Annotated in this window: 24 protein-coding genes; 6 read left to right on the plus strand and 18 right to left on the minus strand. The window is 39.6% G+C overall.

Translation table 11 applies throughout. The features are described 5' to 3' along the window. Positions 1–134: 134 nt before the first annotated feature. The 4 genes from DPV95_RS06370 to DPV95_RS06385 are packed head-to-tail and all read right to left on the minus strand — an operon-like array spanning position 135 to position 5,288. Entirely contained in the window at positions 135–1,451 is a 1,317-nt protein-coding gene (locus tag DPV95_RS06370) for an MFS transporter (RefSeq protein ID WP_070776069.1), read from the minus strand. Between the two features lie 53 nt (positions 1,452–1,504). Continuing rightward, positions 1,505–2,248 (minus strand): 2-succinyl-6-hydroxy-2,4-cyclohexadiene-1-carboxylate synthase, encoded by a 744-nt coding sequence (gene menH, locus DPV95_RS06375; RefSeq protein WP_111406829.1) that lies wholly within the window; start codon positions 2,246–2,248, stop codon positions 1,505–1,507. A 47-nt stretch (positions 2,249–2,295) separates the two neighbouring features. Continuing rightward, positions 2,296–4,002: a 2-succinyl-5-enolpyruvyl-6-hydroxy-3-cyclohexene-1-carboxylic-acid synthase gene (gene menD / locus DPV95_RS06380; RefSeq protein WP_049384513.1), complete on the minus strand. Its 1,707-nt coding sequence runs from the start codon at positions 4,000–4,002 to the stop codon at positions 2,296–2,298. A gap of 5 nt (positions 4,003–4,007) precedes the next feature. Next, entirely contained in the window at positions 4,008–5,288 is a 1,281-nt protein-coding gene (locus DPV95_RS06385) for an isochorismate synthase (RefSeq protein ID WP_049367227.1), read from the minus strand. A 154-nt stretch (positions 5,289–5,442) separates the two neighbouring features. Here DPV95_RS06385 and DPV95_RS06390 point away from each other — a divergent pair, with 154 nt between their 5' ends. Next, positions 5,443–6,657, plus strand: a complete 1,215-nt coding sequence (locus tag DPV95_RS06390) for a pyridoxal phosphate-dependent aminotransferase (protein ID WP_111406830.1) — start codon at positions 5,443–5,445, stop codon at positions 6,655–6,657. Between the two features lie 49 nt (positions 6,658–6,706). Here DPV95_RS06390 and DPV95_RS06395 read toward each other — a convergent pair whose 3' ends face one another. The 8 genes from DPV95_RS06395 to grcA form a co-directional block, all read right to left on the minus strand. Beyond that, entirely contained in the window at positions 6,707–7,639 is a 933-nt protein-coding gene (locus DPV95_RS06395) for a phosphatidate cytidylyltransferase (RefSeq protein WP_207974263.1), read from the minus strand. Between the two features lie 9 nt (positions 7,640–7,648). Continuing rightward, positions 7,649–8,281, minus strand: a complete 633-nt coding sequence (locus DPV95_RS06400; RefSeq protein WP_111406832.1) for a lysophospholipid acyltransferase family protein — start codon at positions 8,279–8,281, stop codon at positions 7,649–7,651. A gap of 11 nt (positions 8,282–8,292) precedes the next feature. Next, entirely contained in the window at positions 8,293–8,898 is a 606-nt protein-coding gene (locus DPV95_RS06405) for a CDP-alcohol phosphatidyltransferase family protein (protein ID WP_005700008.1), read from the minus strand. A gap of 78 nt (positions 8,899–8,976) precedes the next feature. Continuing rightward, positions 8,977–9,891: a GTPase Era gene (gene era, locus DPV95_RS06410; RefSeq protein WP_049379962.1), complete on the minus strand. Its 915-nt coding sequence runs from the start codon at positions 9,889–9,891 to the stop codon at positions 8,977–8,979. After that, positions 9,888–10,571, minus strand: coding sequence for a ribonuclease III (rnc, locus tag DPV95_RS06415; protein ID WP_005695524.1), 684 nt, complete (start codon positions 10,569–10,571; stop codon positions 9,888–9,890). The genes era and rnc overlap by 4 nt, the downstream gene beginning before the upstream one ends. 1 nt (position 10,572) lies before the next feature. Continuing rightward, complete coding sequence (gene lepB, locus DPV95_RS06420; protein WP_005697919.1) at positions 10,573–11,622, minus strand: signal peptidase I; 1,050 nt, start codon at positions 11,620–11,622, stop codon at positions 10,573–10,575. A 12-nt stretch (positions 11,623–11,634) separates the two neighbouring features. After that, entirely contained in the window at positions 11,635–13,431 is a 1,797-nt protein-coding gene (lepA, locus tag DPV95_RS06425; protein WP_032804033.1) for a translation elongation factor 4, read from the minus strand. A gap of 168 nt (positions 13,432–13,599) precedes the next feature. Next, the gene (gene grcA, locus DPV95_RS06430) at positions 13,600–13,983 is read right to left on the minus strand and encodes an autonomous glycyl radical cofactor GrcA (protein WP_005697846.1); all 384 of its coding nucleotides are present in this window, start codon (positions 13,981–13,983) and stop codon (positions 13,600–13,602) included. A 250-nt stretch (positions 13,984–14,233) separates the two neighbouring features. Here grcA and ung point away from each other — a divergent pair, with 250 nt between their 5' ends. Further along, positions 14,234–14,908, plus strand: coding sequence for a uracil-DNA glycosylase (ung, locus tag DPV95_RS06435; protein WP_279386236.1), 675 nt, complete (start codon positions 14,234–14,236; stop codon positions 14,906–14,908). Here ung and tadA read toward each other — a convergent pair. The 6 genes from tadA to ampD all read right to left on the minus strand — a co-directional run bounded on the left by tadA (position 14,905) and on the right by ampD (position 19,548). Continuing rightward, the gene (gene tadA, locus DPV95_RS06440) at positions 14,905–15,423 is read right to left on the minus strand and encodes a tRNA adenosine(34) deaminase TadA (RefSeq protein WP_277814258.1); all 519 of its coding nucleotides are present in this window, start codon (positions 15,421–15,423) and stop codon (positions 14,905–14,907) included. The two genes, ung and tadA, sit on opposite strands and share 4 nt — an antisense overlap. A 9-nt stretch (positions 15,424–15,432) precedes the next feature. Beyond that, positions 15,433–16,284 carry a thymidylate synthase gene (locus tag DPV95_RS06445; RefSeq protein WP_049384516.1) on the minus strand — a complete coding sequence of 284 codons (852 nt, stop codon included), beginning with the start codon at positions 16,282–16,284 and terminating at the stop codon, positions 15,433–15,435. Between the two features lie 13 nt (positions 16,285–16,297). Then, positions 16,298–17,104, minus strand: a complete 807-nt coding sequence (lgt, locus tag DPV95_RS06450; RefSeq protein ID WP_049384517.1) for a prolipoprotein diacylglyceryl transferase — start codon at positions 17,102–17,104, stop codon at positions 16,298–16,300. A gap of 8 nt (positions 17,105–17,112) precedes the next feature. Beyond that, the gene (locus DPV95_RS06455; protein WP_111406834.1) at positions 17,113–17,907 is read right to left on the minus strand and encodes a sulfite exporter TauE/SafE family protein; all 795 of its coding nucleotides are present in this window, start codon (positions 17,905–17,907) and stop codon (positions 17,113–17,115) included. Then, positions 17,907–18,500 (minus strand): RNA pyrophosphohydrolase, encoded by a 594-nt coding sequence (rppH, locus tag DPV95_RS06460; RefSeq protein ID WP_049379955.1) that lies wholly within the window; start codon positions 18,498–18,500, stop codon positions 17,907–17,909. The genes DPV95_RS06455 and rppH overlap by 1 nt, the downstream gene beginning before the upstream one ends. A 484-nt stretch (positions 18,501–18,984) precedes the next feature. Next, a complete protein-coding gene (ampD, locus tag DPV95_RS06470) occupies positions 18,985–19,548 on the minus strand; it encodes a 1,6-anhydro-N-acetylmuramyl-L-alanine amidase AmpD (protein WP_005695512.1) in 564 nt (187 codons plus the stop codon). Between the two features lie 142 nt (positions 19,549–19,690). On the opposite strand from ampD, the gene ppdD reads away from it, so the two are divergent. Genes ppdD through DPV95_RS06490 form a run of 4 tightly spaced genes read left to right on the plus strand, consistent with a single transcriptional unit; the run spans position 19,691 to position 23,426 of the window. Beyond that, positions 19,691–20,134, plus strand: a complete 444-nt coding sequence (gene ppdD, locus DPV95_RS06475) for a prepilin peptidase-dependent pilin (protein ID WP_005697917.1) — start codon at positions 19,691–19,693, stop codon at positions 20,132–20,134. 6 nt (positions 20,135–20,140) lie between these two features. Further along, positions 20,141–21,520: a GspE/PulE family protein gene (locus tag DPV95_RS06480; protein ID WP_049367119.1), complete on the plus strand. Its 1,380-nt coding sequence runs from the start codon at positions 20,141–20,143 to the stop codon at positions 21,518–21,520. An 8-nt stretch (positions 21,521–21,528) separates the two neighbouring features. Next, complete coding sequence (locus tag DPV95_RS06485; protein ID WP_049367121.1) at positions 21,529–22,752, plus strand: type II secretion system F family protein; 1,224 nt, start codon at positions 21,529–21,531, stop codon at positions 22,750–22,752. Next, a complete protein-coding gene (locus DPV95_RS06490) occupies positions 22,749–23,426 on the plus strand; it encodes a prepilin peptidase (protein WP_049367123.1) in 678 nt (225 codons plus the stop codon). The genes DPV95_RS06485 and DPV95_RS06490 overlap by 4 nt, the downstream gene beginning before the upstream one ends. Positions 23,427–23,443: the final 17 nt, after the last annotated feature.

The raw sequence follows: 23,443 nt of genomic DNA on the forward strand, positions 1-23,443 counted from the left end.
TCATAAAAACATACTGTTTTTTAACCGCACTTTTGTAATCTGAGAGCGTAGCAATACGCTCTTTTTTATTACTTCCTTTCAATAAATAAAAAAGCTGATGTTATTCACATCAGCTTTTCATTATCAATTTGTCACTAGATTTGCGTTAAATCAACGTTTTTCGTTTCTTTTGAGGCTAATAACGCTAACAAGGTTAAGAATGCATTAATGGCTAAATAAATCCCCACGCCCATTAAGCCATAAAGTGCATTGATTTTTAATGAAATCATTGCCGCAATGGTTGCCCCGATAATGGATGCAATATTGTAGGCTAAAGAAGCGCCAGAATAACGTACTTCCGTTGGGAATAATTCAGGTAATAACGCCGCCATTGGACCAAATGTCATACCCATTAATGCCATACCAATTACTAAGAAAGCAAATACAGAAGCTGGTGTACCGTTTCCAAGGAATAATGGCATACATAATGCAAAAATTAAAATGCTGACCGTTGTCCAAATTAACCATTTGCGACGACCGATTTTATCTGCATAAAGACCTGAAATACTGATAAAAATCGCAAAAACGATCGCACTCATTAAAAGTAATCCCGTGAAGGTATTGGCAGGAATGCCTAACCCCATAGGATAGCCCGCTTCTGAAAGGGTTGCCGGTGTACGAGAATACGCTTGAGCAAAGGCAGTCATAATATAGAACAAGGAATAAGTCGCCACCATAATAAAGGTACCAATCACCATCGGTTTAAAGTGTTTAGTAAATACCACACTCACCGGTGCTTTTAATTTTTTCCCTTTTTCTTCCGCTTCAACGAAGACATGGCTCTCATGTAAAGTTAAACGAACATACAACCCAACTAAAACTAAGGCTAAAGAAGAAACAAACGGGATACGCCATGCCCACTCAACAAGGGCTTGTTGCCCCCAGAAATAGCTCACTAAGAAGAAGGTTGCATTAGCCACAAATAAACCAATTGGTGCACCTAATTGAGGGAATGTGCCATACCAAGCACGTTTTCCTTCTGGCGCATTTTCTGTTGCCACTAAAGCGGCACCACCCCATTCACCACCAAGACCAATACCTTGACCGACACGGCAAATACATAACAAAATCGGTGCCCAAATACCAATTTGAGAATAAGTCGGCAATAAACCGATAACGACCGTAGAGCCGCCCATTAAAACCAAAGAGGCGACCAAGGTTTTCTTACGACCAATCTTATCACCAAAGTGCCCAAATAAAGCGGAGCCAATTGGACGAGCAAAGAACGCTAAGGCTAATGTGGAAAGAGAAAGTAAATCATCTGAAAGCGGATCACCGCTATGGAAGAATTGCGTGTTAAAAACTAATACTGCAGCCGCTGCATAGATATAATAATCGAAGAATTCAATTGCAGTACCCACCATGGATGCCAAAGCAACCTTAAATGGATCATTACGAAGTTGTGAGGACATTTTGCTTCCTTAAGAGTTAAATAAAATGAAAGGGTTAAATCCTAGCATTTCCCCTAAGATTGAGCAATTTTTAATACAATATTTTCGATTTTTTTAGCAAAATATATTGGATTTTCTAAATGGGCATTATGGCCTGCATCAGGAATAACCGTTAAATTGAGTTGATTAGCCTCTGCCATTTGACGAAACTTCTGATCTCGTTCACCACAAAAATAAAAAAATAGCAGCAAACTTGACCGCACTTTCTCGCGAAAATCAGGCTGTTTAGCAAGACTAGTGGCTAATAACATATGACCAATATTTGCCCCACAATTGGCTTTTCGCTTTTCAATTAATGCCTTACGTTGCTGTTCATTTAAATGAGAAAAAACAGGTTGTTGATACCAATCTTCGAGCACGGTTTCAGGCTTTTCATGGAAAAAACGCTCAGCCCACATGTTGTCATTGACTAGACGGCTTTGTTTTTCTTGTTCAGATTGTAAACCTAAATTCGCCCCTTCTAAAATGACTGCCTTTAAATGCCCTATTTTCACTTTCGCGTGCAGTGCATAATATTGTGCGACTCGTCCACCAAGTGAATAACCGATTAAAATATAAGGCTCATTTTTTATGAGATGTTGAATTTGTTCTTCAAGGCACTGAGCGGTTTGCTCAAAATCTTCAACGGCAACAGCTTTATTCTCACCGTGAAACGGTAAATCGAGAGAGAGACAACGAAAGTGCGGTAGATTTTCGATGACTTTTTGCCAATCTGATTTCGTACCTAATAAGCCATGGAGAAAAACAAGATTCATCATAATAATGCCATATAAAGAAATCCCCTCTATATAAGAGGGGAAAAAAATTATTCACCAATCACCGCGTGGCTGATTTGTTCAATCAAGCGCTTATAGGTTGCGCTGCCATCACTTGGATTTGTTTTGATTTCAATTAATGTCGCACGGCGGCGAGTATAAGCTTGTTTTAACACGGAGCTTAAATCTGCCCAAGTGTAAGGTAAAGCATATTTTAAACCAAACATTGCGGCGACTTGAGAGAAATCACCATTATGTGGCAAGCGATAGAACTGCTCTTTCACCTCTTCATCCACTGGCAACATATCAAAGATTGCGCCACCATTATTGTTGATCACAAAAATAATAGTTGGTTGAGTGACATTCTTAAATAAGGCTAAAGAGTTCAAATCATAAAGCGCAGACGTATCGCCAATCATGGCCACCACAGGTTGATCGGCACCGATACCGATACCTGCAGCCGTGGCTAATAAGCCATCAATTCCACTTGCACCACGGTTGGTATAAATCGGATACCCTTCAGGTAATTTGGTTAACGCATCAACCAAACGCACAAAAAGACTGTTTCCTAAGAACAAAATACCGTTGTAAGGTAAAACACGCTCAATATGATGTGCTAATGAGGCTTCATTAAGATTGCCACCGACTTGTTGTTCGATAAAGGTTGCACAGAATTTTGAAAGTGCCAGAGGTTCGAGCAACCAAGGCTTTTGACGCAATGGCGGGTGTGCACGCAACCAATGATGAGCTTTGGCGTTAAAGCGAGTTTGCGTATGGTGGTTTGGATCAACTGCATTTTGACTTTGCTCCACCACCCAAAATTCGCCTTGGAATTCCGCTAAGAATTGGTTAATCCGTTTACTGATAAAACGAGAACCAAATTGAATCACGATATCAGCTTGAAGTAATTTTTGCTTCACCGTTTGGTTTGCTAGCCAAATATCTGCATAAGGCATGAGAGGTTCTACACCTGATTGAATATCCGTAAGCAAAATCCAGCCCATGGTATTTGCCCATGAGTTAATGCCCATCGCTTGTTCAGGTGTCAATTGTCCTGCCACAATCACACCACGTTTTGTACGCCAAGTATCCCAATTCTCGTGCATTAACACTTCTTGCTGTAATGGTTGATGATCGACCCAATTTTTAGGCTGACTTAACCAACGTTGAATTGGCATTAACCAAGGATGACTGTCAATTTCTTGTTCTTGCGCATTATAAAGTGGCTCTGCAAAAGGCACATTGATATGCACCACGCCTGGTTGTTGTTTTTGTTTATAGCAAGCTTGTTCTAACGTAGAAATTAACCATTTTGCCGCATAATCTGCCTGAGGTTTCGGTAGATTGACACTTGCCACTGGGTAATCGGCAAACATATTTTGTTGCACGATAGCTTGATTCGCCCCACACTCCCATAATTCAGGTGGGCGATCAGCGGTAAGAATAATTAAATTCACGCCTGTTTGACGAGCTTCAATAATCGCAGGATATAAATTTGCTGCTGCAGTACCCGAGGTGACAATCACGGCAACAGGCGCTTGAGTAGATTTTGCAATCCCCAACGCAAAAAAGCCTAAACCACGTTCATCAAAGTGACTATGGCACGTTGCACGAGAAGCATTTTGTAAACGCACAGCTTCTAGCGTTAAAGGTGTTGAGCGTGAACCTGGCGCAATACAAAAGTGACTCACGCCTTGGCGAACCAAGGTTTCTAAGATCACCTTTGACCAACAACGATTAAATACGCTTACAGACATTCTTCTTATTCTCCGTTATTCTCTGCAAACAGGGAAATCAGCCCTGCCGCTTTACGTTCAATTTCTAACCACTCTTCTACAGGTTGTGAGCCTTCCACAATCCCCGCGCCAGCAAATACACGTACTTGGTTTTCTTCAATAAAAGCCGAACGAATGGTGACACAAAATTCTGAGAGATGTTGACTCATCACACCTAATGTTCCAGCATACCAACGACGATCAAAAGTTTCTATTTCAGCCAAAGCTTTCTTCGCTTGTTGCTGTGGTAAACCTGATACTGCTGCCGTTGGATGAATCGCCTTCAGTAAATCGGCATCCGTACAAAGTGCGGTCAATTTTGCTTGCATTTTTCGAATCAAATGCTGCACTTTGCGTAATGACTTTAATGCGACATCATCAACGGTAATTTGTTCCACTAAGTGACTGATATTTTGTGAAATATCCTCAACTACCAACCAGTTTTCATTGAGGTTTTTTTCATCATTTAACAGCCAATTCGCACGTTCATCGTTTTCACTTGGATTATCACTAACAGGTGCTGTGCCCGCAAGCGCCTCCGTAAATAACTGACGATCATCTCGTGCGAATAAGCGTTCAGGCGTCGAACCTACAAAACAGTGTTCAGCATTATCTGCCCATAAAAAATGGTAACAACCACTATTTTTTGCTTGGCTTGCTGCAAGAAAATCTTTTCCGTTTAACTCACCCTGAAGACCAAACACGGTTTCATTCGCCAAAACAAGCTTGGTTAATTCCCCTTGTCGAATTCGACTGAGTGCTTGATTGACCCAATCGCACCACGTTTCTTGGTTTGCTTTTGGCACCATGCTTTCGATGGTTAATTGATTAAGTGGTAAAAGTGCGGTCGTTTTTTCGAATGAATTCAATACCGCTTTTGCCAGATTAAGCTCATTTGTTTCAACAAAAACTGAAATCTCAGTCTCGCCATGTTGTTGTTCAATTAAAACTTGAGGCAAAATAAACTGGCTTTCACCTTGAAACTGTAAACCACCGACTAAAGGGAAATCGTGTTCTTGGATAAATTGCTGTGCCAAATTCACATCTGAAAATGACCGCACTTTCCCCACCGCTGCGACGGTTTTATCTTCATCACGAAAACGTAAATAAAATTGTGGATAAACAAGTTGCCCCTTCATCCATGCCAAAAGATCAACACCCAATTTCATCTTCGTCTGAAGACGTGCAATAGCGGATTGCTGATCAGTTGTCACCAAGGTTTCAAACTGGCGAATTAGCTCAGATTTAGCTTGTTCTAAAGGGCCCATGAAAAATAATAAAACACACAAAAAATTAGCCCATATTCTACCGCACTTTAATACATTCAAAAAATTTTTTTATTAAATCTTTTCAAGATAAGAATTTAAGCGTAAATTAGACGTAATTTTTGAATGAAAATCTAATTATCATAGGATGTTATTAATGAGATCTTTTCCGAAATCAGACAAATTAGAACACGTTTGCTACGATATTCGCGGACCGGTTCACAAAGAAGCTTTACGCCTAGAAGAAGAAGGTAACAAAATCTTAAAACTAAATATCGGTAACCCTGCCCCATTTGGCTTTGAAGCGCCAGATGAAATTTTAGTCGATGTGATCCGCAACCTACCATCTGCACAAGGTTATTGCGATTCCAAAGGTTTGTATTCTGCACGTAAAGCTATCGTGCAATACTATCAATCTAAAGGTATTCATGATGCGACAGTAAATGATGTATACATCGGGAATGGTGTATCTGAATTAATTACCATGTCAATGCAAGCCCTTCTTAATGATGGCGATGAGGTATTAGTCCCAATGCCAGATTATCCATTATGGACAGCGGCTGTGACGCTTGCTGGCGGAAAAGCAGTACATTATTTATGTGATGAAGAAGCGGGCTGGTTCCCTGCTATTGATGATATTCGCGCGAAAGTCAATGCCAAAACTAAAGCGATCGTCGTGATCAACCCTAACAACCCGACAGGTGCGGTTTATAGCAAAGAGTTACTCAAAGAAATTATCCAAGTTGCACGTGAAAATAATCTGATTATTTTTGCGGATGAAATTTATGACAAAATTCTCTACGATGGTGCTGTTCACCATCATATTGCCGCCCTTGCACCAGATGTATTAACGATTACATTCAATGGTTTATCAAAAGCGTATCGTGTCGCAGGTTTCCGCCAAGGTTGGATGATTTTAAATGGGCCAAAACAACATGCCAAAGGCTATATTGAAGGCTTAGATATGCTGGCATCTATGCGTTTATGTGCAAACGTACCAATGCAGCACGCCATTCAAACCGCATTAGGTGGCTATCAAAGTATTAATGAATTTGTTCAACCTGGTGGTCGTTTGCTGGAACAACGCAATAAAGCCTATGAGTTACTGACTCAAATCCCGGGTATTAGTTGCGTAAAACCAATGGGGGCGATGTATATGTTCCCGAAACTCGATATCCAAAAATTCAACATTCATAGTGATGAAAAATTTGTGCTCGATTTATTACGTAAAGAGAAAGTACTTCTCGTGCATGGTAAAGGGTTTAACTGGCATTCACCGGATCACTTCCGTGTCGTGACACTTCCTTATACTGGCCAATTAGAAGAAGCCATTGGTAAATTGGCACGATTCTTAGAAACTTATCGTCAATAATAAAAAAGAGCGGTTAATTAACCGCTCTTTTTTATTTCATGATTCATAACTAAGCCCAAAAATAGCGCACCACATGGAAAAAAATTGGTGCAGAGAAACAAAGCGAATCCATACGATCTAAAATCCCGCCATGGCCACTGATCATATTTCCCCAGTCTTTCACGCCCATACTGCGTTTCATTGCAGACATCACAAGTCCTCCTAAGAATCCCATTAAGCAAATTAACAAACTCATTAAAAAGGCCTGCCATGCGTTAAATGGTGTCAGCCAATGAAGCAACATACCTAATAAACTTGCGCTTAATACCCCACCAACAAAACCTTCTACCGTTTTAGATGGCGATAAAGTTGGTGCAATTTTGTGCTTACCAAAAAGTTTACCCCAAACGTATTGCAACACATCACTTGACTGTACTACCAAGATTAAGAAGATCATTAATAAAAGATTTTTTCCTTCATAACCTGAAATACTAAGTGTCAGTAAAGCCGGAATATGTGAAATACAGAAGACACTAATCATCAATGCCCACTGAATTTTCGTAGAACGATCTAAGAAATTCGCTGGGTCACCCAGTAATGCCGAAAGAATCGGTAAAAATAAAAAGCCATACACGGGAATGAAAATCGTGAACATGCTAAACCAATCAATGGCGACTAAAAAATATTGCAATGGCAAGATCACATAAAAACAAGCGGCTAGCGCAAGATGATCGCCTCGACGAATATTCAATAGAGAAAGAAACTCACGCAATCCCATAAATGAAATAATCAAAAAGAGCCCTATTACGCCATAAAAGCCCAACAAACTCGCAATAAAGATAATCCCAATCATCACCCACCAAGCATTGATGCGAGCATTCAGGTTATCAATAACGCTATTCGGTGTATCCACGCCAGCTCTGCGTTTTAAAATATATCCCACTGAGGAAGCAAAAATTAAGGCGATAAATAAACCACCGAAGAGTTGCCATATTTCTGTCATCATTTGCTCCTAAGATTTGCCTTTTTCACTGACATTTAAACTTAATAATGCCGATTGAGTGCGTGTTAAAAAGCCCTCTTTAGCCTCTCCGTTCTCAATCTTTAATGGTTCGCCAACATAAAGATCACATAACAATGGTATTGGTAAAATAAAACCTTTTGGTAAAACATTATTCATATTGCTAATCCAAACGGGCACAAATTCGCAATCGGGATTTTCTTTTGCGAAATAGAACAATCCGCTTTTAAACGGCTGAAGTGGTAAATCATCATCCATCTTGCGAGTTCCTTCAGGGAAGATAATCAGTGAATCATTGACTAATGCTTCGCTCATTTGTCGTATGGCGGCTTTTGGATCTTGGCTATTACGCTCAATGAGTAACATATTGAAAACTTTATAGGCTAAAAATCGACGAATTGCGCCTTTCGTCCAATAATCTTTGCCCGCAACAGGACGGGTTTGCTTTCTCACTTCATAAGGCAATGAAATCCAAAGTAAGATAAAATCCCCATGACTATTATGATTGGCAAAATAAACACGATGCCCTTCTGAAGATTGTTCCGCAATTGCGGCTTGTGGTCGAACGCCTGTAATAAAAGAAGCAAAACGACACAATAAAAAATCGATTAATCTTGCTAACATAGTTGCTCCTATTACGCAGTCACTTCCGCCAAGCCATTTTTTACTCGCTTAATACAAGTCACAATGAGCAAGATAATCACGATATTGGCTACCCACCAGAAAAGTGAATGCAAGCTACCATTCACCGCATAGAGCAAACCGAGTACACCAAACACAAACGCACGATCGCTTTTCCCCATTGGGCCATCATAACGGCGCGTTTTACCTTGAACTTGCCCTAAAATGCCACACAATTCACTCAACGCCGCAAGCCAAATAATACTTGAGATTTGAATACCATCAAAAGGCGCGACAAAAGCAAAAGGAAGATAAAGTGCTGCATCAGAGACAACATCAGTAATCTCATTAAGATAGCCGCCTAATCGACTTTTTTGATTGAATTCACGGGCGAGCATACCATCAATAGCATTCAACGCCATACGCAAAAACAACCAAATAGGGATAAGGAAGAAAAGAGAAGAAAATGTCGGAAACAGTGCGAGAACCACACCTAATAAAATAGAAAGTAAGCAGGCAATTAGCGTAACTTGATTTGCTGTTACGCCTTTTGCTGCTAATTGCCTAACTAAAGGCCTAAGTAAATTCTGAAATTTGGGTTTTAAGGCATAGATACTCATCTACCATTTCCTTGTTTTTATTAGTAAACATAAAAATTTCGCTAATAATAGAATAGTATAGAGTACTACTCAAGTTTTTTATTCGTCCATATAACCTAGGCTTCTTAAGGCGCGTTCATCATCCGCCCAACCTGACTTCACTTTAACCCAAAGTTCAAGATGTACTTTATTATCAAATAAGCGTTCCATGTCAGCTCGCGCTTCCATACCAATGGTTTTAATTTTTTGTCCTTGAGCACCGATCACCATTTTCTTTTGGCCTTCGCGCTCAACTAAAATCAAGCCATTGATCTCATAAGTACCACGCTCATTCACTTTAAATTGTTCAATTTCAACCGTTACCGAATAAGGTAGCTCTTCCCCAGTGAAACGCATTAACTTTTCACGGATAATTTCCGACGCCATAAAACGCTGCGAACGATCTGTTACATAATCCTCAGGGAAGTGGTGAACGCCTTTACGTAATGACTGACGAACAATTTTCTCTAATTGATGCACATTATTACCACGTTGCGCAGAAATCGGCACAATGTGAGCAAAGTCAAATTTACTGCCTAAATCAGTAATAAATGGCAACAAATCATCTTTATTCTTGACGTTATCAACTTTATTGATGGCGAGTACAACAGGCGCCTTGGCATTACGTAATTTGTTTAACACCATTTCATCATCGGCATTCCAATGTGTACCATCCACAACAAAAATAATGAGATCCACATCCCCGATTGCCGAGCTTGCTGCACGGTTCATTAAACGGTTAATGGCTCGTTTTTCTTCGATATGAAGTCCCGGCGTATCTACGTAAATTTCTTGGTAGATGCCTTCTGTTTTAATTCCCACAATACGGTGACGCGTGGTTTGCGCCTTGCGAGAAGTAATCGAGATTTTTTGTCCCAAAATCTTGTTTAACAGGGTGGATTTCCCTACATTTGGGCGGCCTACAATGGCGATAAAACCACAATAGGTTTCTTGGTCTTGATTTAATTCGGTCATTTTATTTCCAATATTTTTAAAATTTGTTCTGCGGCCGCTTGTTCTGCTTTACGGCGGCTAGAACCTTTCGCAATAAAAGTGCGGTCAATATTTGGTACGTTTTTTACCGTACATTCTACGGTGAAGGTTTGGCAATGTGCTTCGCCTTCAATTTTTATTACTTCATAGGTTGGTAAAGCGAAATGCTTACCTTGTAAATATTCTTGCAAACGTGTTTTGGCATCTTTTTGGTTATCACCCGGCTTAATTTCAGCGAGTAAAGTTTTATACCAGCTACGCACAATATCTGCCGCTTTATCAAAGCTTGAATCCAATGCCATTGCGCCAATTACCGCTTCCACACAATCTGCCAAAATAGATTCTCGACGAAAGCCTCCACTTTTCAATTCCCCTGAACCTAAGGACATATAATCTCCAAGCTCAAAATTGCGGGCGAGCATTGCCAGAGTTGGCTCTCTAACTAATGTTGCACGCATTCTGCTTAGTTCACCTTCATTACAACGAGGGAATTGATGATAAAGCGCATCCGCAATGACATAATTGAGAATAGAATCACCTAGAAATTCTAGGCGTTCATTATGTTGAGTGGAGGCACTGCGGTGTGTCAGTGCCAATTTTAAGTTTTTTAGATCGGAAAATTGATAACCAATTTTTCGTTCTAGTCGATCTAGATGATTCATATTAATTAATTTTTGTAAAGAAACGGTCTAAACGGAAGCCTGTTGGCCACTCATTTGGTTCTTTTTCTAAACTCATCCAAATATAAGTGGCTTTACCCACGATATTTTTTTCTGGTACAAATCCCCAAAAACGACTGTCATCACTATGATCACGGTTATCGCCCATTACAAAATATTGCCCTTCAGGCACAATCCATTCTGCTGTAGGCAAGCCTTCTTGTGGATAGAATTCAATACCCGAATAACGGCGCATTGGCTCCACTAAAATACTGTGTGTCACGTCACCGATTTCCAAATATTCCACTTGCGTTGGGAATGCTGGATTTGTGGGTTCTTGTTTATATTCAAACGCTTTAGTTTGACAATCTACTTCACAAGGTTTGCCATCTTTACCATAAACCAGCGTTAAAGCACTTTTTTCAACATCAAGGATAATACGGTCACCGCCTTTACCCACAATACGTTTGATGTAATCCACACCTGACATATTGTTTTTAGATGTTAACGCAAGATTTTCAGCATAAGCCGCTCGCGTTGCCCCTAAACTTGTACGAAGTAATGCTTGTTCCGGCGCTTTAAACACGATCACATCACCACGTTCTGGTTTATTGCCTTCAATAATCGTATTTTGGAAAATAGGGTCTTTAATACCATAAGTATATTTATTAACAACGAGGAAATCCCCTACGCGCAACGTCGCTTCCATTGATCCTGATGGAATTTGAAACGGCTCAAAAATAAATGAACGTACAAGGAATACCACGGATAACACAGGGAAAAGCGAAGAAATAAATTCTGAACCTTCTGAAATAGGCTCAATTTTCGCTTTTTCTTCATCCGTTAATGCTTTGCCTGAGCGCTGTTCTGCGCGTGCGATTTGACGACGACGTCTCGGCATCACAGCAAAGCGGTGATAACACCATAAAATGCCGGAAAGTGCGGTCAAAATCAGCAACAAAATACTGAATGTGTTAGGCAGTTGGAAATAATCTAACGCTTTCCAACCGGCAAAGCCTACGGCTAACAACAGAATAAAAAATACATTCGACATTGCTCTACTTTCCTATTTATCTTTACCTACATGTAAGATCGCTAAAAACGCTTCTTGCGGCACTTCCACGTTACCTAAAGATTTCATTCGTTTTTTACCTTCTTTCTGTTTCTGTAAGAGTTTTTTCTTACGGCTCACGTCACCACCATAACATTTTGCTAATACGTTTTTACGCAATTGTTTTACGGTTGAACGCGCAATAATGTGGTTACCAATCGCGGCTTGAATCGCGATATCAAATTGTTGACGTGGAATCAGTTCACGCATTTTTTCAACTAATTCACGACCACGGTAAGGTGCATTATCTTTATGAACAATTAACGCTAACGCATCAACGCGATCACCATTGATCATGATATCCACGCGTACCATGTCTGCTGCTTGGAAACGTTTGAAACCATAATCCAAAGACGCATAACCACGCGATGTTGATTTTAAGCGGTCGAAGAAATCTAATACTACTTCACCCATTGGAATTTCATAAGTCAACGCAATTTGGTTACCGTGATACACCATATTGGTTTGTACGCCACGTTTTTCCACGCAAAGGGTAATGACATTTCCTAAGAATTCTTGTGGCACGAGCATATTACACTCTGCAATTGGCTCACGAATTTCCGCAATATTATTTAACGGTGGCAGTTTCGATGGGCTATCAACATAAACGACTTCACCATTGGTCATTTCGACTTCATAAATTACAGTTGGTGCGGTGGTAATCAAATCAAGATCATATTCACGCTCTAAACGCTCTTGAATGATCTCCATGTGTAAAAGCCCTAAGAATCCACAGCGGAAACCAAAACCTAAAGCCGTCGAATTTTCTGGCTCATAGAAAAGCGACGCATCGTTTAAGCTTAATTTACCTAACGCATCACGGAAAGCTTCATAATCGTCTGAACTAACTGGGAATAAACCAGCATAAACCTGCGGTTTTACTTTCTTAAAGCCTGGCAATACATGGCTTGCAGGATTGTGTTGATGGGTTAAGGTATCCCCTACTGGTGCACCTAAAATATCTTTAATCGCACAAACAACCCAACCTACTTCTCCAGTATTTAATACCGTCGTATCCACTTGTTTTGGCGTGAAAATCCCTAAACGATCAACGTTGTAAGCCTGTCCAGTAGACATTACTTTGATTTTATCGCCTTTACGCAATACGCCATTTTTAATACGAGCTAATGACACCACGCCTAAATAGTTATCGAACCAAGAGTCAATAATCAAGGCTTGTAACGGTGCATCAGGATCACCTTCTGGCGCAGGAATTTTCGCAACAATTTCTTCTAATACATCTTCAATACCCACACCGGTTTTCGCCGAACAACGTACGGCTTCCATCGCATCAATACCCACAATGTCTTCAATTTCTTCTGCGACTCGTTCAGGATCCGCTGCCGGTAAATCGATTTTATTTAAAATCGGCACAACTTCTAGATCCATTTCAATGGCGGTGTAGCAGTTTGCCAAGGTTTGTGCTTCTACGCCTTGTCCTGCATCTACAACTAACAATGCCCCTTCACAAGCCGCAAGAGAACGCGACACTTCATAAGAGAAGTCCACGTGCCCTGGTGTATCGATAAAGTTTAATTGGTAAGTTTCACCGTCTTTCGCTTGATAATTTAAGGTTACACTTTGCGCTTTAATGGTAATGCCACGCTCACGCTCAAGATCCATGGAATCCAATACCTGCGCTTCCATTTCACGATCAGAAAGCCCCCCACAGGTCTGAATTAATCGGTCAGAAAGGGTCGATTTACCGTGGTCAATATGGGCAATAATAGAAAAGTTGCGAATATTCTTCATAAATAGATTAGTTTTCTCAAAAATCATTAAATTTAACTGGCGGATTGTACCTGAAAAGCGCGAAAATCGCTAGGGATGAAAGGGAAAAGTGCGGTCAAATTTTCAAACCTTTTAGATAAAACAAAACCCCGAATTACTTCGGGGTTTCTTTTTTCATTCAAACTGAAATTATAGGCTTTCAGTGAAAGTACGAGTAATAACGTCGCGTTGTTGTTCTGGTGTTAAAGAGTTGAAACGTACTGCGTAACCAGAAACACGGATAGTTAATTGTGGGTATTTATCCGGGTTGTTTACTGCATCTTCTAACGTTTCACGACGTAATACGTTCACGTTTAAGTGTTGACCACCTTCAACTTTAACAGTTGGTGCTACGTTTACCGGTAATTCACGGTATTCGATTTGGCCTAATTCGCTTACTGCTACTACTTGGTCTTCTGCGAATTCAGCTTTTGCACATAAACAACGAGCTTCATTTTTTTCGCTGTCTAATAACCAGAATGAGTTTAAAAGATTGTCATTTGCTGCTTGAGTAATTTGAATACCTTTGATCATAAAGTGCCTCCTAATTTGGCGGTTGTATATTTATTAAACTGTGCAAATTTTATCAAACTATTTGAAGAATTCAATTAATTTTGACCTAAAACAGGTTCTTTTTTCTGACTAATTTTTAAAAATTGATCTAGATTAATATTTCTCTCGAAATAAGGCCTCAATACACCTTCTAATTTAACAAGATATTAACATCACTCTTAGGTAAAGCCTTTCTAAGCAATTTCATTTATAATATGTCAAAGCTTATCCAATAAGGAAATACAGAATGAAAACCTGGACAGATGTTATCGGTAAAGAGAAAGAAAAACCTTACTTTAAACACATTCTACAGCAAGTGCATCAAGAACGACTAGCCGGAAAAACCATTTACCCACCACAAGACGAAGTGTTTAATGCCTTTAAATATACGGCATTTGATGAAGTGAAAGTCGTCATTTTAGGACAGGATCCCTATCATGGCCCAAATCAAGCGCACGGTTTAGCTTTTTCGGTGAAACCTGAGGTTACAATTCCCCCTTCTCTACTGAATATGTATAAAGAATTGGCTAACGATATTCCTGGTTTTCAAATGCCAAATCATGGCTACTTGGTGAAATGGGCGGAGCAAGGTGTGCTGCTACTTAACACCGTGCTGACCGTAGAACGTGGCATGGCACATTCACACGCTAAATTTGGTTGGGAAATCTTTACAGACCAAGTAATTGCAGCACTTAATGAACACCGTGAAAAAATAGTGTTTTTACTTTGGGGAAGTCATGCGCAGAAAAAAGGGCAATTTATTGATCGCAATCGTCATTATGTTTTAACTGCCACGCATCCTTCTCCACTTTCTGCACATCGTGGTTTTTTAGGATGTCATCATTTTTCTAAAACTAACGAATATTTAAAGCAAAATAGTTTAACTGAAATTGATTGGCAAGTTTAAGATTGTGATTCAACATCAAGCGGGAGATTCTTTTCCCGCTTTTCTTCCTTTTTCTGCTCTCGTCTTTTTTTAAAAAAATCACTCAATTTCTGACCGCACTTTTCTGCCAGCACGCCAGAGGTAATTTCTAACGTATGATTCATTTTATAATCATCAAAGAAGTGAAAGCGAGAACCTACAGCCCCCGTTTTATAATCTGATGCACCGAAGACTAAACGTTTAATACGGCTATGCAAAATCGCGCCAGCACACATGGTACAAGGCTCAAGGGTGATATAGAGTGTGGTATTGAGCAGACGATAATTTTGAATATTTTTTGCTGCATTGCGTAAGGCTACAATTTCAGCGTGAGCGGTCGGATCATTTTCAATGATAGATAAATTCCAGCCTTCACCGAGAATATTTCCTTCATCATCCACCAACACCGCCCCGACAGGAATCTCACCGAGTGCTTCTGCACGATCGGCAAGCATCAGAGCGTGTTGCATAAATTTCTCGTCTAAATCTGACCGCACGTTAAACGCCTAAACAGAGAAAGGATATTTGATTGGTTCGTGAGATTGATAGCCCACCACCTTGAAATCATCCATTGTTACCCAAGTTTCAAGATCTTCAAGGGTTTTAATATCAGGATTAATTTCTAATTGTGGTGACGGGAATGGTTCACGTTTTAATTGCACATCACGCATTAACTCTAGTTGGTCTTCATAAATATGCGCATTTACAATTTTATGATATGCCTTACCCGGTTTATTACCAGTAATTTGCGCCATTAATGCAAGGAAAGTAAAAACTTGAATTTGATTGAAGTTTAAGCCAAGTGGCACATCACAAGAACGCTGATAACTGGTTAAGTGCAATGTATCGCCCACTAAGGAAAATGTGTGAGTGTGCATACAAGGACGCAAACAACCCAAATCAAATTCGCCTGGATTGAAGAAAGTCAGGATTTCGCCACGATCATCAATACCTCGACTTAAATTATTCACAATTTTACGAAGTTGATCGATGGTTTCGCCATTCGGTTTACGCCATGCTCTACCTTGTACACCATAGACGCGGCCCATATCATCGGTGCCTTTACGATGTGGATTGGCAAGCCAAGCGGCATTTTCATTGGCATTGGCATCCCATGTTTTGGTGCCAAGTTTACGGAAATCTGCCGCATTATCATAACCACGAATATAACCTAAAAACTCCGCAATTGCCGCTTTCCAATAGCTTTTTCGCGTGGTAATTAAGGGGAATTGATTATTAGCAACATCATATTCTAAATCCGCATTAATCACTGTAAGGCAACGCTTACCAGTACGCTCATTAGCAATCCACTCACCCTCATTTACAATACGTCGGCAAAGATCTAAATATTGTTTCATAAAAAACTCCTTACTAATGAACCGCACTTTTCGAGCGATTGTATGCCCATGCCATAATTAACCCACCGCCAATAATCATCGGCAAACAAAGCGCTTGTCCACGTGTCATGATGCCTAAGAAAGACTCTACTTCGGGCTCACGAACATATTCAACAATAAAACGGAAAATCCCGTAACCAACAAGGAATAATCCAGCCACCGAACCCACAGGACGAGGCTTTTTAATAAAGACATTCAGAATAATAAACAACACGAAACCTTCTAAGAATGCTTCATAAAGCTGTGAAGGATGGCGAGGCAGCAACAATGGATCATTTGGGAAAATCATAGCCCAAGGGACTTCAGTTTCTCGTCCCCAAAGTTCTAAATTGATGAAGTTACCAATTCGTCCCATCCCTAAGCCAAATGGAATCAAGGGCGCCACAAAATCTGCCGTTTGCCAAAAGCTTCTTTTTTGAGAATAAGAGGTCCAAATCATTGAGATAATCACCCCAATTAATCCACCATGGAATGACATTCCCCCTTCCCAAACACGAAATAAATACAGCGGATCTTGCACAAAATGATCGAAATTATAGAAGAAAACATCCCCAATGCGACCACCTAAGAACACGCCCATAAAGCCATTAAAAAGTAACGTATCCACTTGATCGACTGTCCAACCACTATTTGGTTGATTGGCACGACGAACCGCTAGCCAACGAGCAAAGATAAAGCCTAATAAATACATTAAACCATACCAACGCAGCCCTATATTGCTATTACCAAAAGTAAAAATAGTCGGATCAAAATGCGGAAGCATCAAAAATTCTGAATTCATAACATTCCTTATTTCATAAACATATCAACTGCAATCGCAACTAATAGTAAGGCAAAGCCTTTTTTCAAGGTTGGGACAGGGAGCTTGGAGGTTGCGGTTGCCCCTAGTTTAGAAGTGAAGAATGAAGTGCCCGTAATACCAAGCACGGCAGGCAAATAAACATAACCTAGGGAATAATCTGGCATGGAAGGATTACCCCAACCACTCACCATAAAACTAAACATGCCAGATAAACCAAGAAGCGCGCCACAGAATGCGGAAGAACCGATAGATTTTTTCATATCAATCCCGCGGGAATTTAAAAATGGCACGATAAAACCACCACCGCCAACGCCTGCTGCACTTGATGCCATCCCAATTAAAATACCACCGATAACAGATGCTTGTGTTGTTAAAGGTTTGGTTTTCCCTGTGTTTTTCTTAATAGAAATCACCATTTTTGCCGCTAAATATACGACTAAACAGGCAAAGATTTTGGCTGATACATCACGATCAAGTTTGCCAATAAACAAACCAGAGATAAAGACCGAAATCATGATCATCGGTGCCAATACTTTAACTGCACTCCAAACTATATTGCCTAGTTTATGATGACGCTGTGCAGAAGAAAATCCGGTAATCACAATAGTTGCAAATGAAGTCCCTAATGCGGTGGACATCAGCAAGGGTTCAGGTACGCCTACCATCGGCAATAAATAAACCAAGGTAGGGACGATAATTAACCCACCACCAATGCCAAATAATCCCGCAAGAAAACCAACAACAGACCCGACAAGTAAACAAAGTAGAATAAAAGTGAGCATTATTGCCCCCTTGATTTATAAGATGAACGTTTTTGATATTTAGAAAAACCATTTTTACGCGGCGCATGATAAGGTTTATTTGTCTCATGCTCTTGCGTATTTTCAAGCAATGTTTTTTCGTTGCCAAACATCACTTGAGCAAACTCTTTCATCGCTTTGCGATAAACATCTTTCTTAAAGGACACAACCTGACGTACGGGATACCAAAAACTCACCCAACGCCAACCATCAAATTCGGGTGATTTTGTCGTGTTCATATTGATATTTTTTTCATCACCCACTAATTGCAACAAAAACCAACGTTGTTTTTGCCCAATACACACGGGTTTGCTGTCATAACGCAGCAATCTTTTCGGCAGCTTATAACGCAACCAATGTTTAGACGCGTAAAGCACCTTCACATCTTTGGGTTGCAAACCAACCTCTTCATATAATTCACGATACATGGCTTGTTCGGCACTTTCATTATCGTTAATTCCACCTTGCGGGAATTGCCACGAATTCTGCCCGTATCGTTTAGCCCAAAGCACCTGCCCTTTGCGATTACAAATGACAATGCCTACATTTGGACGGTAGCCATCAAAATCGATCACTATCGTTCACCTTAAATTTTGTACAAAAATAATTTGCAGATTGTTTCATAAATTCGCTTTTTTATCAACCGAATGGGCATATTTACCCTATTGTGGATAACTCTGTGGGTAACGCTTGGATAGTCTAAATTTAACTGTGTATAAAGATCAAAAACAGCTTTTCTCACTTCACTTTTTTCATTTTTAAATAATATTTGCTCAAAAATTTCTCGAAAAAAATGACCGCACTTTTTCTCATCAAAGTGCGGTCAAAAATTCAGCCATTTTTTAATTTAAACATATCTTGTCTGATGAAAAAATAACAGCTGTGAGTTATTCAATATTTCTGTGGATAAAATTGTGATTGAGCAAATGGTGACTGTTGCATAACTCTTCTTAGCATTTTACCATCGATTTTTGAGAAGAAATTTTATCTTTAATTTCATGAAGATAACGCTTATTCACAGAAATCATCTTATTCACATTCAAGTAAAAATTTTAGTGGTTATTTTTCATCCAAGCCTTTTTTGACTAACGCTAAATAGCGTTCCCATTCAAAATATTGACCAGGATCGATCTTACGACCAGGCGAAATATCGCAATGCCCAACGATACGATCGAGCGTTATTTTCGGGTACGCCTGCATGATATCTCGTGTTAATTCAGCAAGTGCCTGATATTGCTCCGCTGTAAAAGGTTGTTCATTACTGCCCTCTAGCTCAATCCCAATCGCAAAATCATTACATTTATCGCGTCCTTCAAAGCAAGAAAGCCCTGCATGCCATGCTCTGTCATCGAAACTGACATATTGTGTCACCTTACCATCCCGTTCAATTAAACAATGGGCAGACACGCGAAATTGATAAATTTCCTCAAAATAGGGATGGATGGTTGGATCGAGTTTACCTTGGAAAAAATCATCTACATATCCCCCACCAAATTGTTCTGGCGGCAAACTGATGTAATGAATGACGAGTAATGAAATATCCTCTACATCAGGACGTTCATCAAAATGTGGTGAAATCACTTTTCTTGCCTGGCTTAACCAGCCATTTTTTATCTTATTCATCTGTTTTTCTGCGATTAAATTTTATTTTTGCGATCGAGATCGCAAAAGAAGTGCGGTCAGTTTCACTTTCATTTTTCCCTTTTACACAATGTTGCAGCCAATCCTGGCATTTTTTTATTCAACCAAAAGGAAATTTAATTTAATGAAACTGACTTTTTCTAAACCTTTACATAAAGGTTTTACGTTAATTGAATTGATGATCGTGATTGCGATTATTGCTATTCTCGCGACGATCGCCATTCCGTCTTATCAAAATTATACCAAAAAAGCGGCTATCTCCGAATTGTTACAAGCTTCGGCACCTTATAAATCTGATGTGGAGTTATGTGTCTATAGCACCAATGCCCCGACAAACTGTTCTGGTGGTTCAAATGGCATTGCAGCAGACATCACTACTGCAAAAGGTTATGTTAAATCCATTACCACGAAATCGGGTGTGATTACGGTAACAGGAAATGGTGCATTAGATGGGATCAGTTATTCTTTAACGGCGACAGGCTCAACCTCATCAGGTGTTACCTGGACAACCGCTTGCCCAAGCAATGCGGATTTATTCCCTGCGGGTTTCTGCTCTCCTACCAAATAGCGAAACATGGCCCATCAAGCAATCGCAAAAAATGGCGAGATTTATCATATCTCGCCACAATATTGGCAACAAAACCAACAGCAACAAGCTTTACTGTTGCGTTACTTTGCTCTCCCTCTTAAAGAAGACGAACACCATTTATGGCTTGCGGTGGATTCGCTAAATAATCTTGCAGCTTGTGAAACCTTTGCTTTTTTAAGTGGAAAATTAGTTGAACCGATTTTATTTGAAACGACTCAACTCAAACAACTTTTACAATCCCTTGCCCCTAAAGCCAATCAAGTAGAAGACCAAACAACGTTTTATCATCATTCTGAAGACGAAAACGCTGCTAATTTATCTAATGAAGATGAACCCGTTATTCAATTATTAAATAGTATTTTTGAAACAGCCCTACAAAAAAATGCCTCCGATATTCATTTAGAAACTCAGCCAAGTGGACTCTTAATTCGTTTGCGTATTGATGGCGTACTACAGCCACAGCCGGTAATCAGTAAAGCGTTCGCCAATCGTGTGATTTCTCGTTTAAAACTCTTAGCTAAACTGGATATCAGTGAAACTCGGCTACCACAAGATGGCCGCTTTCAATTCAAAACCACGTTCTCCGATATTTTAGATTTCCGCCTTTCTACCTTGCCCACACATTGGGGAGAAAAAGCGGTATTACGATTACAACAAAATAAACCAGTTCAGTTAAGTTTTGCTGAACTTGGCATGACACAAAAGCAACAAATCCAATTTCAACACGCGCTCAGCCAACCTCAAGGTTTAATTCTTGTAACTGGACCAACAGGAAGTGGAAAAAGTATCTCGCTTTATACCGCACTTCAATGGCTCAACACATCAGATAAACACATTATGACGGCAGAGGATCCTGTTGAAATTGAATTAGAAGGCATCATTCAAACTCAAGTAAATCCGCAAATCGGTTTAGATTTTAGTCGATTACTTCGTACATTTTTACGACAAGACCCCGACATTATAATGCTTGGTGAAATTCGAGACGAAGAAAGTGCATTAATGGCATTAAGAGCCGCTCAAACCGGCCATCTAGTACTTTCTACCTTACATACCAACGATGCCATCTCAGCGATTTCACGCTTACAACAATTAGGCATTCAATCTCATGAAATTGAAAACAGTCTCTTATTAGTTATCGCACAGAGATTGGTGCGTAAATGTTGCTTAAAATGCGGTGAACATTTTAGTGATTCTTGCGATTGTCATCAGGGATATCGAGGGCGTATTGGGGTGTATCAATTTTTACAATGCGAAAATAACCGTTACCAAACTGATTTTGACTCACTTTATCAAAGCGCATTAGAAAAAGTAAAAGATCGCATCACCGATCTCGCCGAAATTCAACGCGTGTTAGGCAAAAAATAGGAATCTTTATGGCAAAGCAAAAACTCTTTTATTTTCAAGCCTATGATCAGCGGCAACAATGGCAAAAAGGCAGTCTTGTTGCACAATCTAAACAAGCTGCACAATTTCTGTTAATTGCAAAAGGTTTTAGCCACATTCGCTTGCAACAAGATTGGCAACTTAATCAAAAACCTAAAAATGCAGAAATTAGTGCTTTATTGAATCAACTGGCTACATTACTCAGTTCCGCCATTCCATTAAAAAATGCATTACATATTTTGCAAGACAACTGCACACAATTGGGTTTGCATCAGTGGCTTGGTGCCTTAATTGAGTTAATTGAAAGTGGTCTTCCGTTTTCACAAAGCTTGGAAATACAAGGAAAGTATTTAAATTTTCAAGAAATTCAGCTCATTCAAGTGGGGGAAATGACAGGAAAACTGGCGGAGGTATGTACTAAAATTGCAGAACGTCGAACGCAATCATTAACGCTTCAACGAAAATTACAAAAAATTATGCTTTATCCCGCCATGGTATTAGGTATTTCGCTTTCACTTACGTTGATTTTATTACTCTTCGTTGTACCACAATTTGCTGAAATGTATGGTGAAAACTCCGCTGAACTGCCTACATTAACTGCTGTGTTATTAGCCATGTCTCAATTCCTACAACATCATTTTATCGCCTTGATGATTGTCTGTATTTTCGCTATTTTTATGCTAAAGATGGCATTAAAACATTCTCTTTGGCTAAATCAAAAAAAGAATGCACTGATTAGTCGCATGCCAATTTGGGGCAATATCATTTGCCTTTCTCGTTTAATCAGTTTTAGCCATAATCTGCAATTAATGCTTCAATCCGGTGTAGCCTTAACGCCTGCGTTAAATAGTTTTCTTCCCAAACAGCAAACCTGGCAAACACAACGTACTTTAAAAGGCGATATCCTGCTACAACAAGAAGTGCGGTCAATTTTACAGTGGGTTTCTCAAGGTTATCCATTTTCAGAAAGCGTCAGTAGCCATCTTTTCCCAATGGAAGCGCAGCAAATGCTACAAATTGGCGAAAAAAGTGGAAAACTTGCGTTGATGTTGCGCCATATTGCTGACAACTATCAAGAAAAGCTTAATCATCAAATTGATTTACTTTCCCAACTTTTAGAGCCATTAATGATGCTCATTATTGGTAGTTTAATTGGTATCATAATGATGGGGATGTATCTGCCAATTTTTAATATGGGTTCGGTAATCCAATGATGACATTCGCCTTTTTCTTATTGGGTGGTTTAGCGGGCATCTTTGCTTGGTTTTATATTGATCGTTTTATTCCTAACCTTCAACAAGAAATTTATCAGAACTATGTCGAACTTTATCCCGAAAACAGGCCTATTTTCCATAGCGAAAAAGCATTGATTCAATCTCAAAAGTGTGGTCATATTTTTCGTTATTTTTTAGGATTCGGACTCTGTTTTGCTGTACTCGATTATTTTCTTCAGGATGAATTGTTTACTTTATGGCTCGCGATTACGCTTAGTCTCATCTTTGTTATCAGTTGGCTAGACTGGCATTATCAACTGATTTCACCAACACCTTGCCTATTTTTATTTTTCCTGGGGCTATTCGGCGCACATCAAGAATTTTCAATTCTGACGCTTTCTCAAAGTTTAGAAAGTGCGGTTAGTTTTTTCAGTGTTTTTTATATCATCTATCATTTGTCTAAATGGTTTTATAAGAAGGAAGCGTTAGGTCGTGGCGATTATTGGCTCGCTTTGGGAATCGGCACTTATCTCACCATCGAATACTTACCACTTTTCTTATTCATTGCCTGTCTATTAGGCATAATAGTCTATTGGATTTCTCGTAAACCTGTTTTACCTTTTGCGCCCTTTCTTTGCATATCGTTAATCGTCACCAGTGCAATAACCTTATAAATGTAATATATTGGCAA

It is taken from the genome of Haemophilus parainfluenzae, assembly GCF_003252755.1.
Classification (GTDB): domain Bacteria; phylum Pseudomonadota; class Gammaproteobacteria; order Enterobacterales; family Pasteurellaceae; genus Haemophilus_D; species Haemophilus_D parainfluenzae_N.